The 13,929-nt window shown below is 61.9% G+C and carries 15 protein-coding genes; 10 read left to right on the top strand and 5 right to left on the bottom strand.

Annotated elements, in window-relative coordinates:
* The first annotated feature begins 53 nt into the window (after window positions 1-53).
* The 9 genes from LDN04_RS05390 to LDN04_RS05350 all read left to right on the top strand — a co-directional run bounded on the left by LDN04_RS05390 (window position 54) and on the right by LDN04_RS05350 (window position 6,013).
* Complete coding sequence (locus LDN04_RS05390) at window positions 54-1,058, top strand: acetylserotonin O-methyltransferase (RefSeq protein WP_223907313.1); 1,005 nt, start codon at window positions 54-56, stop codon at window positions 1,056-1,058.
* Between the two features lie 9 nt (window positions 1,059-1,067).
* Window positions 1,068-1,667 carry an arylesterase gene (locus LDN04_RS05385; RefSeq protein WP_223907311.1) on the top strand — a complete coding sequence of 200 codons (600 nt, stop codon included), beginning with the start codon at window positions 1,068-1,070 and terminating at the stop codon, window positions 1,665-1,667.
* Window positions 1,667-2,443, top strand: coding sequence for an acyl-[acyl-carrier-protein] thioesterase (locus LDN04_RS05380; protein ID WP_223907308.1), 777 nt, complete (start codon window positions 1,667-1,669; stop codon window positions 2,441-2,443). Before LDN04_RS05385 ends, LDN04_RS05380 begins: the two co-directional genes overlap by 1 nt.
* A gap of 2 nt (window positions 2,444-2,445) precedes the next feature.
* Entirely contained in the window at window positions 2,446-3,237 is a 792-nt protein-coding gene (locus LDN04_RS05375) for a zinc-dependent peptidase (protein WP_223907305.1), read from the top strand.
* Window positions 3,234-3,887, top strand: coding sequence for a lactate utilization protein (locus LDN04_RS05370; protein WP_223907302.1), 654 nt, complete (start codon window positions 3,234-3,236; stop codon window positions 3,885-3,887). The genes LDN04_RS05375 and LDN04_RS05370 overlap by 4 nt, the downstream gene beginning before the upstream one ends.
* An 8-nt stretch (window positions 3,888-3,895) precedes the next feature.
* The gene (locus LDN04_RS05365; RefSeq protein WP_223907300.1) at window positions 3,896-4,612 is read left to right on the top strand and encodes a ComF family protein; all 717 of its coding nucleotides are present in this window, start codon (window positions 3,896-3,898) and stop codon (window positions 4,610-4,612) included.
* 79 nt (window positions 4,613-4,691) lie between these two features.
* A complete protein-coding gene (locus LDN04_RS05360) occupies window positions 4,692-4,958 on the top strand; it encodes a cytochrome c3 family protein (RefSeq protein ID WP_223907298.1) in 267 nt (88 codons plus the stop codon).
* A gap of 86 nt (window positions 4,959-5,044) precedes the next feature.
* A complete protein-coding gene (locus LDN04_RS05355) occupies window positions 5,045-5,314 on the top strand; it encodes a cytochrome c3 family protein (RefSeq protein WP_223907295.1) in 270 nt (89 codons plus the stop codon).
* A 231-nt stretch (window positions 5,315-5,545) separates the two neighbouring features.
* Window positions 5,546-6,013: a hypothetical protein gene (locus LDN04_RS05350; protein ID WP_223907292.1), complete on the top strand. Its 468-nt coding sequence runs from the start codon at window positions 5,546-5,548 to the stop codon at window positions 6,011-6,013.
* On the opposite strand, the gene LDN04_RS05345 is transcribed toward LDN04_RS05350, so the two are convergent.
* Complete coding sequence (locus LDN04_RS05345; protein WP_223907289.1) at window positions 5,985-8,510, bottom strand: helicase C-terminal domain-containing protein; 2,526 nt, start codon at window positions 8,508-8,510, stop codon at window positions 5,985-5,987. The genes LDN04_RS05350 and LDN04_RS05345 overlap by 29 nt on opposite strands.
* Before the next feature lie 223 nt (window positions 8,511-8,733).
* Window positions 8,734-9,006, bottom strand: coding sequence for a cytochrome c7 (locus LDN04_RS05340; RefSeq protein ID WP_223907286.1), 273 nt, complete (start codon window positions 9,004-9,006; stop codon window positions 8,734-8,736).
* A gap of 179 nt (window positions 9,007-9,185) precedes the next feature.
* Between LDN04_RS05340 and LDN04_RS05335 the strand changes: the two genes are divergently transcribed.
* On the top strand, window positions 9,186-10,103 hold the full coding sequence (locus tag LDN04_RS05335) for a helix-turn-helix transcriptional regulator (protein WP_223907283.1): 918 nt from the start codon (window positions 9,186-9,188) through the stop codon (window positions 10,101-10,103).
* A gap of 136 nt (window positions 10,104-10,239) precedes the next feature.
* Here LDN04_RS05335 and LDN04_RS05330 read toward each other — a convergent pair whose 3' ends face one another.
* Genes LDN04_RS05330 through LDN04_RS05320 form a run of 3 tightly spaced genes read right to left on the bottom strand, consistent with a single transcriptional unit; the run spans window position 10,240 to window position 13,848 of the window.
* Window positions 10,240-11,649 (bottom strand): NADH-quinone oxidoreductase subunit N, encoded by a 1,410-nt coding sequence (locus tag LDN04_RS05330; protein WP_223907280.1) that lies wholly within the window; start codon window positions 11,647-11,649, stop codon window positions 10,240-10,242.
* Complete coding sequence (locus LDN04_RS05325) at window positions 11,646-13,139, bottom strand: NuoM family protein (RefSeq protein ID WP_223907277.1); 1,494 nt, start codon at window positions 13,137-13,139, stop codon at window positions 11,646-11,648. The genes LDN04_RS05330 and LDN04_RS05325 overlap by 4 nt, the downstream gene beginning before the upstream one ends.
* Window positions 13,140-13,173: 34 nt before the next feature.
* Window positions 13,174-13,848 carry a hypothetical protein gene (locus LDN04_RS05320; protein ID WP_223907274.1) on the bottom strand — a complete coding sequence of 225 codons (675 nt, stop codon included), beginning with the start codon at window positions 13,846-13,848 and terminating at the stop codon, window positions 13,174-13,176.
* Window positions 13,849-13,929: the final 81 nt, after the last annotated feature.

Genomic DNA, 13,929 nt, shown 5'->3' with positions numbered 1-13,929 from the left:
TTCATCCCCAATGAAATAACCTCTTTGGAGCAGACGAGCACAAGGAGAATGCCATGGAAAACAAGACTTGGACCGTGCCTGACCTGTTGCAGTTCTCCGGGGGGTACTGGAACATCTGCACCCTTCACGCCGGGGTGAAGCTGGATATTTTCACCCCCCTGGCGGAGGGAGAGACAACCGCTCCAGAACTGGCAGGCCGACTGCAGCTTGACCCCCGGGGGCTTGCCATGCTCCTGAACGCCCTGGCAGCAATGGGGCTCGTCGAAAAGCGGGGGGAGAGCTACGCAGCCACCCCCTTCGCCGTTGAGTACCTGTCTAAATCGTCCCCCGCCTATCTGGGCCACATCGTCATGCACCATCATCACCTGATGGAGAGCTGGATCCACCTCGACAAGGCTGTAGCCAGCGGCGCGCCGGTCCGGGAGCGGGTCTCCCACGCTGCCGACGAAGAGGCCCGGGAGAGCTTCGAGATGGGGATGTTCAACCTGGCCATGCAGATGGCCCCCTGCATCGTCCCCCGTATCGATCTCACTGGCCGCCGGCGGCTCCTCGACCTGGGCGGAGGCCCCGGCACCTATGCCATCCATTTCTGCCTCCACAATCCGGAGCTCACGGCAGTGGTAGTGGATCTCCCCACCACGCGCCCTTTCGCGGAAAAAACCATCGCCCGCTTCGGCCTGTCCGACCGGATCGCCTTCACCGACGGTGACTTCATCGCCCGGGAAATTGAGGGGCGCTATGATGTCGCTTGGCTCTCCCACATCCTCCACGGCGAAGGACCGGAAGGGTGCGCCGTAATGCTCCGAAGAGCCGTAACTGCCCTGGAGCCGGGGGGACTTCTCCTGGTGCAGGAATTCATCCTGGACGATACCCTGGACGGCCCCCTGTTCCCCGCCCTCTTCTCCCTCAACATGCTCGTGGGGACCCCCCATGGGCAGGCCTATGCCGAAGGAGAACTGAAAGAGATGCTGACTGCCGCAGGTCTCACGGATGTGCGGCGCATTCCCCTTGAGCTTCCCAATGGTGCCGGGGTTATGGCCGGAACGGTACGGGGATAGGGGGAAACGATGCGTTTTCTTGCCGCCATTGCGGTTCTGGTGCTCCTGACCGGTTGCCCGTCCCGTCCCAAGGTTCCCCCCATCCCGCCAGGAGGGGTGGTGCTCGCCTTCGGAGACAGCATCACCCACGGCACCGGCGCCACCCCGGAAGAGAGCTACCCGACGGTTCTTGCCCGGGAAACCGGCTTCCGGGTAGTGAACGCCGGGGTACCGGGGGAGGTGACCGCCGAGGGTCTGGCCAGGCTTCCCGAGGTGCTCGACCGGGAGCGACCGGCACTCATGATTCTCTGCCTTGGCGGGAACGACATTATTCGCCACCTGGACAGCCAGCAGACGGCTAGCAATCTGCGCGCCATGATCCGGATGGCACGGGAGCGGGGGATCTCCGTAGTCCTCGTAGGAGTGCCCGCCTTCAGCCTCACCATGGACCCCCCCTCATACTACGGCGAGATTGCCGGTGAGTTCGGCATCCCCTACGACGGCAAATCCCTTCCCCGCATCCTGGGATCACGTGCCCTCAAGGCAGACTACATCCACCCCAACGGCACCGGCTACCGGCAGCTGGCCATGGCCCTGACCCGACTGCTCCACAAAAGCGGGGCCTTCTGATGAACCTCCCGACCGATCTCATCTACGAGAAACAGTTCCGGGTCCGAACCTATGAAGTGGACCTGGCGCGAAAACTCCGCCCGACTGCGCTCCTCAACTATCTGCAGGACGTGGCGGGAGATCATGCCCGTCAACTGGGTGTTTCGGTCGGCGATCTCATGGCGCACAACCTTACCTGGGTCATTTCCCGTTACCACCTGCTGTTCGTGGGGGATGTGGGGACCGGTGCGGTGGTCCGCATCCGCAGCTGGCCCTCCAGCAGGGAAGGTCTCTTTTCCTGCCGCGAGTTCGAGGTACTGGCAGCCGACGATACGCCGCTGGCGCTCGCCACCAGTTCCTGGGCGGTGGTTGACCTGGCGACCCGAAAGCCGGTGCGCCTTGCCGACCACCTCCCCGATTATCCCCTCCTTCCGCGGCGGGTCATGGACGACGATTTCGGGCCGCTCCCCCGGCTGAAGAAAGCGGTGAGCGAGATGCCATTCCGGGTGCGCCGCTCCGATCTCGACCTGAACCGTCACGTGAACAACGTGGTCTATGCCGAGTGGGCGCTGGAAACGGTCCCCCCACCGGTGGCCGACGGCTTCCGCCTGGCTGAGCTGGAAATTGCCTTCCGGGCGGAGGCGCTCTACGGCGACTGGGTCATCTCCCGTTGCGCACCGGCGGGAGAGGAGGCGAACCACTGCTTCGTCCACCAACTAGTGAACGAGCAGGATGGTCGGGAACTGACCCGGCTCGTCAGCCGCTGGCAAGCGTTCCCCACCGACCGAGGTGAGTGACCATGCTCCTCATCACCGCTTCACGTCGCAAACGCCTCCGGAGCCAGCCGTTCCCCCACGACTGGGAACGGATACTGGAGCGGGAGGTCCCCATTTACGACTCGTTGCCAACCGCCGACCGGCAGGAACTCAAGGGGCACATCCAGGTCTTCCTGGCCGAGAAGCAGTTCGAAGGTGCGGGAGGCCTCTCCATGACCGACGCGATTCGGGTGATTATCGCTGCCCAGGCCTGCCTGCTGCTGCTTCACCGGGAGACCGATTACTATCCCGGGCTCTCCTCCATCGTCGTCTATCCGGACGAGTACCTGGCTCCCTTCGAGGAGATGGACGAGTCGGGGGTGGTGACGACGGGAACCGACCGGCGCAGCGGCGAATCATGGGAGCAGGGAACCCTCGTGCTATCGTGGGAAGATGTGCAAATGGCCGGGGTAGACGGTGAAGGTGCCTACAACGTGGTGCTCCATGAGTTCGCCCACCAGCTGGACGCCGAAGACGGCATCACGGACGCGGCACCCTTTTTCCCCCGGCGTGCCGTCCGGAAGCACTGGCAGCGAACCCTTGAGGCTGAATACGAGCGTTTGAAGAAGGAAGTCGACCGGGGGGGTATCCTGGTGCTCGACCCCTACGGCGCCGAAAGCCCGGCGGAGTTCTTTGCCGTGGCAACGGAGGCGTTCTTCGAGAACCCTGGAGGGCTTAAAGAGCATCATCTGGCTCTCTACGAGGAACTGAGCCGTTACTACCGGCAGGACCCGGCAGCTTGGCCGGCAATTATTTCCAACGGAGGCGAAGCATGACACAAACTCAGGAACTGGTGGCATGGACCCACCAGCAGAAGTGTGAAAAAGCAGTGGAATCCCTCGGCAAGAACGGCTTTGACGCCGTCTACTGCCCGACTGCTGCGTTCGCGCGGGACTACATCTTCAAGGAAGCGGCAGCCGCCCAGACGGTCGGATTCGGCGGCTCCCTGTCGGTTGCGGACCTGCAGGTCATCGAGGAACTCCGCGGGCAGGGGAAGGAGCTGCTCATCCATAGCGTGCCGGGACTCTCCCCGGAAGAAAGGATCGCCATCATGCGCCGCCAGCTGACCTGCGACCTGTTCCTGACCGGCTGCAACGCCGTGACCCTGTCCGGCATTCTCGTCAACATCGACGGCGTCGGCAACCGGGCCGCTTCCATGTTCTTCGGCCCCCGGCAGGTGATCGTGGTTGTCGGTCGGAACAAGCTGGTGGACGGCGACGTTAACGCAGCCATCAAGCGGGTAAAGGACTGGGCCTCCCCCCCCAACGCCAAACGGCTCAACTACAACACCCCCTGCGCCAAGACTGGTTTCTGCTCCGATTGCAATTCGCCGGACCGGATCTGCCGCATTACCACCGTCATCGAGCGGAAGCCCCGCCTGACCGACGTGCGGGTGGTGGTGGTGAACGAAGACCTGGGCCTCTGAGCCAGCGGGTGCTGCGGGCCTTTCTCGATATTCTCTTTCCTCCCCTTTGCCACGTTTGCCGCACCTTTATCCCGGCGGCTGGCCCGCTCCACATCTGTGCCAACTGCCGGGATGCCATCACCCCTATCTCCTCTCCCCTCTGTGAACTCTGCGGGAAGCCGTTCGGAACCATCGGCGGCTCCGACCACCGCTGCGGCGCCTGCTCCCTATCTCCCCCCCGCTTCGACGCCGCCCGGGCCGCTGCTCAATTCGACGGCCCGATCCGGGACATGATCCATCGCTTCAAATATGACCGGCGGGTCCAGCTTGTTCGTCCCCTCGGTTTGATTGCCGCCGAAACTCTCGCCCCCTGGGCCGCTGTTTCTGCTGCCGACCTGGTGGTACCGGTGCCACTTCACGTCCGGCGCCTGCGCCAGCGCGGGTTCAACCAGGCGGTGCTGCTCGGCCAGGTGCTGGCCAGCCAATTGCGACTGCCCCTTGACCGCACCTGCCTGCGCCGCATCCGCTGGACCGAACCCCAGGTCAACCTTGCCGCTACTGAGCGTGCGGCCAATGTGCGCGGGGCGTTCGCCGTCAGAGCTCCGTCCCGGGTAGAGGGAAGGCGGATTATCCTGGTAGACGACGTCTTTACTACGGGAAGCACGGTGGCCGAGTGCGCCCGAATGCTGAAAGGGGCGGGCGCAGCGGAAGTCCGGGCGGTTACCGTGGCCAGGGCCGTGGCGTGAGGGAGGTAAACGCTTGACAAGCTTTCATTACGAGAATACATTTAGCCAGCATTAACAATTCTCATGCGGAGGCAGATCCATGAAGAGAATTCTGACTGGTGCAGTGATGGTTGCATGTGTCGCAACAATGGCAGTGGCTGCCGATACGGTCGTCATGCCGGCGAAAAACGGAAATGTCACCTTTAACCATGCAGCGCACAATGCCCGGCTCGAATGCAAGGTTTGCCATGGCGGAGGGAAACCCGGCAAGATCGACATCAACAAAGCCACGGCCCACAGACTCTGCAAGGGGTGTCACGAGACGAAGCACGGGCCGACCAAGTGCGAAGCCTGCCACCGGAAATAGATGCACGACACCGAAACGACTTGACAAGTTATCAATGCGCAACTACATTAGACACGATTTAACAAAAACCATTTAGGAGGCGGAATATGAAAAGGATTTTGGCTGGTGTATTGATGGTCGCTTTTGCCGCGACGACGGCGGCTGCTGCCGATACGGTGACCATGAAGGCGAAGAACGGCGATGTTACCTTCAACCACAAGGGGCACAGCGCAGCCATGGAATGCAAGGAGTGCCACGGTGCAGGGAATCCGGGGAAGCTTACTCTCGGCAAGGATGCGGCACACAAGCTCTGTAAGGGGTGCCATGAAACGAAGAAGCAGGGACCGACGAAGTGCGGTGAGTGTCACAAAAAATAGAATGCTTCTTCAATAGCCTGACAAAGGGGTGGTCGAAAGACCGCCCCTTTTTCGTGTACGGAGGTGATTATGGGAAAGGGAGCGGAGACAGGCTGGGCACCCAGAGGAATTTCTCCCGGCTTGGGAAGAAGTCCAGAGAACGTGCATTCTTTTACTTGTAAAACGCTATTTGATTTGTTATGGTATGCCCTGCATGCAGTTGAATAACATCCTGTTAATTCTGGAGAAACCATGGCAAAAAGCTTTGATTTTAAACGGTTGCGGCGGTTGACCACCATCTATCTGGTGGTGCAGGTGTTCCTCGTGATTCTCCTCGTCTACATGGCGATGAATTTCCAAACCATCCTGCAGGCGGAGGGGCGCCCCCAGCGCTTTCTCCACAGCGTCGTTGTGACGCTGCTCATTCAGCTTGCTTTATTCTACCCTCTCAACAAGCTTGCCGGTCGGGATGCAGAACGGGAGGTGGACTCCTGTGCCGATGGTCTTTCCGTCGAGGAACTGAAGGTGCTCCGCACCAAGCGGATCATTGGCGAGAGCATCAAGACGGCCGTCTTCATCTTCTTCATCACCTTCATCTTCAAGGCGCCCCAGGACCGGTTCATCTTGAGCGTCATCTACTTTTCCTTCATCCTGACGATCCTATCCTACTTCCAGTGCTACAACTTCGCCGCTAAGCGCCTGATGCGGGAGAAGGGGTGAAAAAGGCAGCCATCCGCGCCAGTACCTCCTCCCGTTTTTCCCTGACCGGCTCCACCCCGGCCAGTGCCTGGAGGAAATAGCGTCCGTAATTCTTGGAGAGCACCCGGCTGTCCAGGATCAGAACCGCCCCCCGATCGTCCCGGCTCCGGATGAGCCGTCCGAATCCCTGCTTGAACTTGATCACCGCCTGGGGAACTGTGTACTCGATGAACGGGTCCCCCCCCATCCGGGTGATATGCTCAGCCCGCGCCTCCAGGATCGGTTCGGTCGGAACCCGGAAGGGAAGCCGGGTGATCACCACGAGTTCCAGCGCCCTCCCCTGAACGTCCACCCCCTCCCAGAACGAATCGGTACCGAACAGCACGGCATTCTGCTCTTTTTTGAACCGGGAGAGGAGGAGGTGCCGATTGAGTTCCCCCTGCCGGAGCGGTGTCAGCCCCCTGGCCACAAGAGGGGACGACAATCGCCCATGGACCCTGCTCAGCAGGTCGTAGGAAGTGAAGAGGACGAAGGCGCGCCCCTGGGATATGGTCAGTCCCTCCAGCAGTACCTCGCCGAGGGCTGCTTCGAAGGCGGGGGAGGTCGGCTCCGGCAGGTCGGCGGGGATGCCGACGAAGGCCTGGCGACCGTAATCGAAGGGAGAGGCAAGGAGCAGTTCCGTAACCCGTTCCCGGGGGAGAAGACTGATGCCGGTCCGCCGCTCCAGGTAGTCGAACTTCTCCCCCACCGCCAGGGTGGCGGAGGTAACGACCACCGTCCGGAATTTGTCCAGCACCACCTTTTTGAGTGATTCAGCCACTTCCAGGGGGGACGAGCAGAGGCGCACCATCATCCCCCGCTGTCCCCGGCTCACCTCGAACCAGCGGCAGAAACCCTCCTCACGCCCCGCGAAAAAAAGAAGCTGTTCCACCACCCCTTCCAGGCGCCCCGCGACCCCCTTCAGATCGATGAGACTTCCCGCAAGCTTTTCCGCCGCCTTGTCCGGGAGTTTCCCGCATGCCTTGAGGAATCCCCGCAGTGCCGCCGTGTAATCGGCCAGCTCCCGGGCCAGTTCCCGGACCCGGTCTTCCGTCTCCTGCCAGAAGGGGGTAGCATAGAGCGCCGGGGTGACGCGGAGCTTCTGCTCCCCCACTTTGTCGCCGGTCCGTTTCATATGCGTAAGGAGGGCAAGACCGATGGCGTCCAGGGTACCGGATGCCCGTTCCACCAGCGTGGCGCGGCGGGGGATGAGGCGGCTTTCCAGGATGGCGGCGATCTCCATGTAGAGATCGTCCAGCGCCTCCGGGACTTCCCGTGAAAGCTGCAGGGAAAGCTGGGAAAGGAGCCCGCGCTGGGGCTTGCGGGGGTGCTGAAGCTTGCCGAACAGCTTCACGAGCCCCTGGCGGGTCACCTGGTTCGAAAGATAACTGGTTGCCACGTCCTCCAAGTGATGCCCCTCGTCGACGATGAGCCGCTCGAAGGGGGGAAGTATGGCCGTGGAGGAGTAGCCGGTCTCCTGGCGCACCGCCACATCGGCCATGAGAAGGGAATGGTTGACCACGAGGAGGTCAGCGCTGGCGGCGGCACGGCGGGCGGTATAGAAGAAACAGCGGGCATAGTGGGGGCATTTGACCCGGCCGCACTGGTCCGCCTCGCAGCAGAGTTCCTCCCAGGTATCGTCCCGGGGGATGAACGTGAGGTCGCTCCTGCAGCCGTCCCGGGTTATGTCGCTCCAGGCCAGGATTGCATCCAGTTCCTCGGCAGCCTCGTCCTTGAAAAGGGCCGGCTCGCTCTTGACCGTCGCCAATTTCCGGAGACAGAGGTAATTGCTCCGCCCCTTGACGAGGACGGCCCTGAACTCCAGGCCACCGTGGCTCTGCAGAAAGGGAATGTCCTTCCGGGTGAGCTGTTCCTGGAGGTTGATGGTATTGGTGGAGATGACCACCCGCTCTTTGTTGCGGGTGGCCCAGAGGGCAGCGGGGAGAAGGTATGCGAGGGACTTGCCGGTGCCGGTCCCTGCTTCGATTACCGCCACCTTCTCCCCGTTGAAGGCTTCGGCAACGGCAAAGGCCATGCGGGTCTGCTCCTCCCGGTATTCGTAGCCGGGGAGACCGGCAGCAAGGGGACCGTCGGAAGCATAGAACCGCTCCACCTCGGGAAACGCAAGATGTTCCACCGCTTTGCGGGCAAAGGGGGCCACCGCCTGGTAGCAACGTTCGGCACGGTTGTCGATGATATAGAACCCGACACCCTGGTTCCCCAAGATGGAGGCAATCTCCAGATCGGCCTGGGAGGGAGTAAGGTGACCGGTGGGGTGATTGTGGATGACCACATCGCCAAAGGAGGTGGCGATCATGATGGCGGCCACGGCATCCCGGTTCCCCCGGGCGAGAGGTTCGACTTCGATCACCAGCCTGGTCTCGTCGGTCCGGCCGAGGAAGAAGACCTCGTTCCCGCCGGCATCGTCAATCGACTCCCGCAACTGGAGGAGGGAGTTATCGGAAAAATAGCGCTTCATGAGGCCATGAAGATACTATCTTTACCCCCCCGTCGCAACAGAAAAGGGGCGGTCGTTCGACCACCCCTTTTTGATTTTTCCTCGTGCCGAAGGCACGCTACGGCACAGTAAAAAGCTTCAGCTGCAAGGCGCTTGACCCTTGAGGAATGAGGCGTACTCTAGGTACGCCGCAGTGACGAACGGGGCAGGCAACGCCGCAGATGGACTTTTGACGAAGCCGTACTTATTTTTTGTGGCATTCCCCGCACTTCGTCGGTCCCTGCTTCTTCGTCTCATGACACCCCTTGCAGGTCTTGTGGGCGAAATCCTTGCCGAATCCTTCGATTTTTCCCGGCCCCTTTTCATGGCAGACCTTGCAGTCTTTCAGAAGTTCCTGGTGTTTCTTGTGGGGGAAGGTGATGTTGCCGTTCTTGGCCGGCAGGGTGATGGTGTCGGCGGCAAGGGCCAGGCCGGCACTGAACAGGGTGAGTGCTACTGCTGCGATGATTCTTTTCATGATTTGTTTCCTTTCGTAAAAAAAGTTGGATGGGCCATCCATTGCGATAAAAAATACCACGCTTTTCCCCACTCCGCCACCGACATCTGGTTATTTGCGACCCGATGTCGGGTTCCGACCAGGCATGCAATCAGTAAAAAAAAGAAGGAATTCGCCCTATTTCTGCTAGAATGGGGACCATGAACGAAAACACCGACAAGCCGGAAAAAAGCCTCGCCCAAGCCGTTGCCGTCGACGGAAGCAGCGTCAGAAGCATCCGGGAGATGAAAAAACTGACCCAGCTCTACGTGGCAAACGTGGTCGGGGTGACAACCGACACCATTTCCCGCTGGGAAAACAACCGCTACCCCACCATAAAACGGGACAACGCGGAAAAACTGGCCGCCGCCCTCGAGGTTACTCTCGAAGAAATTCTGCGCCGGGAGGAAGAACCACCACCGGAAGAAGAGCCCTCCCTACCACCACCGACTCACCGACGTCATTGGCTGCTGCTCCTCCTGCTGGCAACCGTGGTCCTGGTAGCGGCCCTGCTGCTGACCCGCCCGATCGCCACGGCTCCGGCTGCGGTCCGCTGGCTTCCCACGTTCGGAGCACCGGGGGAAATCATCCCGGTTCAGATCAAGGTGCTGCGCCGGGAAGCCGGGACGGGTGGAATCATCGTCAGATCCCAGCTTCCCGCCGGCTGGCAGCTGGTAAACGCGACACCGCAGCCGTCAGCAGGTCAACCATCGAGCGGCGAGGTGAAATGGCTTCTCCCCGGTGGCAGTGATACCGTCACCATTTCCTGCACGGTAAAGATTTCCCCCGACACCCCTCTCGATTCGGCGGCATCGTTTTCCGGCAAGGTGGTGCTGCAGAGTGGTGACTCGACCCGCACGGAGGCCATCGGTGGGCCAAGCAAGGTGACAATCAACGGCCGGCATTGGGCAGACGCCAATGGGGACGGCAGGATCGACGACAATGAGATCATGCCCGCCTACTACCTGACCGAGGAGATGAAAGGGCTCGGCCTTGACTGGAAGACCATCGAGGCAATCTGGAGCGGCAAGGGATACACGTGGGACCGGGCACGGCAGGAGTTCGTGGTGATCAGGTGAAATAATGACGGTATATGAGAGACAGCACGAGGCGGGGAGCGATCCCCGCCTTTTCTTTTTGATTATCTGCCGCCTGGCGGCGGGAGGAGCGTCCCCTTCCGCCGTTACCGGCCTTAAAAAAACAGATCATCCAAGATCAGTTAAGGGCCGCTTCGATAATCGCCATAAGGGGTGCGGGATAGATGCCGAGCACGAGGATGACGAGGGAGGTGGCGGCGAGTGGGACGATCTCGGCCGGGGTCGGCCGATTGGCAGTAGTCTCTGCCAGCGCGGGGCTGAGGTAGAGATTGACTACCACCCGCAGGTAGAAGTAGACCGATACCGCGGCGGTGAGGATGCCGAGAACCGCCAGGAGCGGTTCACCCCCTCGAAGGGCGGCGGCGAAGATAAAGAATTTGCCCATAAAACCGGCGGTAGGGGGAATCCCCGCCAGGGCGAAGAGGGCGAGAGCCAGGACGCCGGCGGTAAAGGGCCGTGCATAGCCGAGGCCGCGGTACTCCTCGATGGTTTCCAGGTCGTCCTTGCCACTCAGGGAGGCGATGGCGCCGAAGGCGGACAGGTTCATGGCGGTGTAGAGCACCACGTAGAAAGCCGCCGCCCCGTACCCTTCCCGACTGCCGGTGAGGAGCGCCAGGGCAACGTACCCCATCTGGGCGATGGAGGAATAGGCCAGGAGCCGCTTGATGCTCTGCTGGCGAAGTGCCGCCAGATTCCCCACCGCCATGGAGAGAAGGGCGAGCCACCAGAGGGGGGTATGCAGCGCCGGAATGAGGCCGGCCGGCTGGAGAAGGGCAATGAGGAAGAGGACGGCCGCCCCCTTGGAACCGGTGGAGAGGAAGGCGACCACCGGTGGGGGTCCTCCCTGGTAGACATCCGGGGTCCAGAGGTGGGCCGGCACCAGGGATATCTTGAAGGCGGCCCCCGCCAGGATGAGCCCCCAGCCGGCAAGTGCCAGAGGGCGGCCGGCAACGCTCCGTGCCGCCCCCGCCATGGCCGGCACTATCTCCAACGTACCGGTGGCAGCGTAGATAAGGGCGATGCCGAAGGCGAGGAAGGCGGCGGAGATGGCGCCAAGAAGCAGGTACTTGAGACCCGCCTCGGCCGCCCTGTTGCTGTCGGTGTCCATGGCTACCAGAATATAGAAAGCAAAGGTGAGCGCCTCCAGACCGAGGAAGAGGGTGAGGAGCGTGGTAGCGGCGGCAAGCACCGCCATGCCGAACAGGGCGAAGAGGATGGTAGCCGGGTACTCCTCACCCCGGATGCCGCGTCGTTCGTTGAAGTCGCGGGAAAGGAGGAGCGTGGCCGCCCCGGCAAGGGCGAAAAGGACCGTGAAGATGCGCGCCAGCGAAGTCAGAGCCACCCCGAGCTGGGGGGCAGCCGCCACGGGAGGAAACTGCACTGTCCAGAGGGCGGCGCCGAGACAGGTGGTTACCGCCACCGTGGTCAGATGACGCCCTGGCGCAACAGCCCCTATGAGCAGCACCAGCACGCTGCCGCAGGCGACAATCAGAAGCGGCATTACGGTCCAGAGCTCGGTGACCGTCATGGCAGCCCTCCCGTCAGCAGCGCCACCGACACCTTGAGCAGGCCGAGGAGCGGCGCAGGATGGACCCCCAGGTAGACGGCTGTCAGCGCCAGCACCGCAAGGATCGCCCCCTCCCGGAGCGAAAGGTCGGGGAGGGTAAGGGGACGGCGCTCTTCCACAAAAAGCAGCTGCTGCACCAGCCGGACAGTATAGATGAGTGGCAAGACGATGCCGACGAAGGCGATTACCACCGCCACGGGGGTGACCCGGAAGGCCCCGGCCAGGATGAGGAACTCGCCGACGAAGTTGTTGAGTCCCGGCAGCCCCGCCGACGCCATGGAGAAGAGGAGAAAGAAGAAGGCGAGCAGCGGAACCTTACCCCAGAGCCCACCATAGGCAGAAATCTCCCGGGTGTCGGTCCGCTCGTCAAGCATCCCCACCAGGGCGAAGAGGGCGCCGGTGGTTATGCCGTGGTTCACCATCTGCAATACGGCGCCGGAGAGCGCCACGGGGGACCAGACGGCGATACCGAGGGCCACGAATCCCATGTGGCCGACGCTGGAATAGGCGACGAGCCGCTTCATGTCTTCCTGGGCATAGGCGACCCAGGAACCGTAGACGATGCCGATGACGGCCAGGGTCAGGAGGAGCGGGGTCACCGCCTTGGCCGCCGTGGGAAAGAGGGGGTAGCCGAAACGGATCAGACCGTAGGCACCGGTCTTCAGGAGCAGCCCGGCCAGGATCACGCTGCCGGCGGTGGGAGCATCGGTATGGGCGTCGGGAAGCCAGGTGTGGAGAGGGAACACGGGCACCTTGATGGCGAAGGCAAAGAGGAAGGCGGCGAAGAGCCAGAGAGCGGTGCCGGGATCAAGGGGGGTGCCGATGAGGTCGTGGAGGGCAAAGGTGTAGTTCCCCCCTCGGGCGCCGTGGATGAGGTAGATGCCGATGATGGCAAGGAGCATGAGGAGGGAGCCGGCCATGGTATAGATGAAGAACTTGACCGCCGAGTAGATGCGCCGGCCGTGCCCCCAGATGCCGATGAGGAAGAACATGGGGATCAGCATCACCTCCCAGAAGAGGTAGAAAAGGAACAGGTCCTGGGCCAGGAAGACCCCCATGATGCCGCTCTCCATGACGAGGAGCATGAGGTAGTGGAGCGGCACCCGTTCCCTGATCCCCCGCCAGGAGACGAGCATGGCGAGGAGGGTGATAAAGGCGGTGAGCGCCACCATGAGAAGACTGATACCGTCCATCCCCAGGGTGTAGCGGATGCCGAACCGCTCGATCCAGACATGATCCTCCCAGAGGAAGTACCCCCCCGGCGCACCTGAAGCCGCCGGCAGTCCCGCTGCAGCGAACAGGAGCCGTCCCGCCAGCGCAAGCTCAACCACGGCGCAGCCCATGGCAATCCCCTTCGCCCACCGCTCCCGCCGCCAGAACGGCACCAGGGCGAGGGCCCCCGCCAGGGGAAGGAAGATGAGGATCGTGAGAATGGGGTAGTTCATCGCCATGGGTTACCTTCGTTGTTCATGGTCAGTCGCTCTTTCACAGGATGTTCACCGCCCGTGCCGCAAGAAGAGCAATCACCAGCAGGGAGATGAGCGACTGCAGCATCATCAGAACTTTCGCCCAACGGGTCAGGACCGGAACATCCGTCGGGGAGAAGGCCGTGGAGGTATTGAAGGCCAGAAAGAGGTAATCCACGAAATTTGGTGACCACTCCTGAAAGCCCGCCCCATGCTTCTTGTCCGGCGCCAGTGTCATCTGGGGAAAAAGGAAAGCCCCCCTTGTGTGGCCTGCCCGTTGCGCCCGTTTATGGGGTCCACCCGCATCGAGCCGCCAGTACCACGAGGCGAAAACCAGAATATTGGCCAGCCAGAGCGCCGCTGCAGATTGCAGTAGCTCCTGCGGCTTTTCCAGATGCAGAGGCAGCGCTCGTATCAGCAGTGCCAGTGACGCTATCATTGCTGCCGTTACCACGCCGTTCAGGACATAGCCCAGGACCTGGTTCGCTGTGTGAGCCCCTTTGTAGTGGCTGACCAACGCAGGGACGATAAGCACCGAAACCACCGCCAAAAGCAGCCAGCGCGAACCGCCGATAAGCAGGGAAGAGGGCAGTGCCGCATACAGCCCCCCGAGAGCCAGCAACGCAAAGATCGCCGGCCAGCGGGCTCCGGCAGCCTTCGTGGCGTTTGTCCATGTTTCAACCAACTTTGTCATGACTCACCCAGCTCCTACACTTCAGTGTTCCAGGATTTCATTGCGTCTGCCCCGTCACGCAACCGTCCCCGAAAAGCCCGC

The sequence above is a fragment of the Geobacter sp. AOG1 genome, assembly GCF_019972315.1.
Taxonomy (GTDB): domain Bacteria; phylum Desulfobacterota; class Desulfuromonadia; order Geobacterales; family Geobacteraceae; genus Geomobilimonas.
This window is presented reverse-complemented; position numbering and strand designations above follow the sequence as displayed.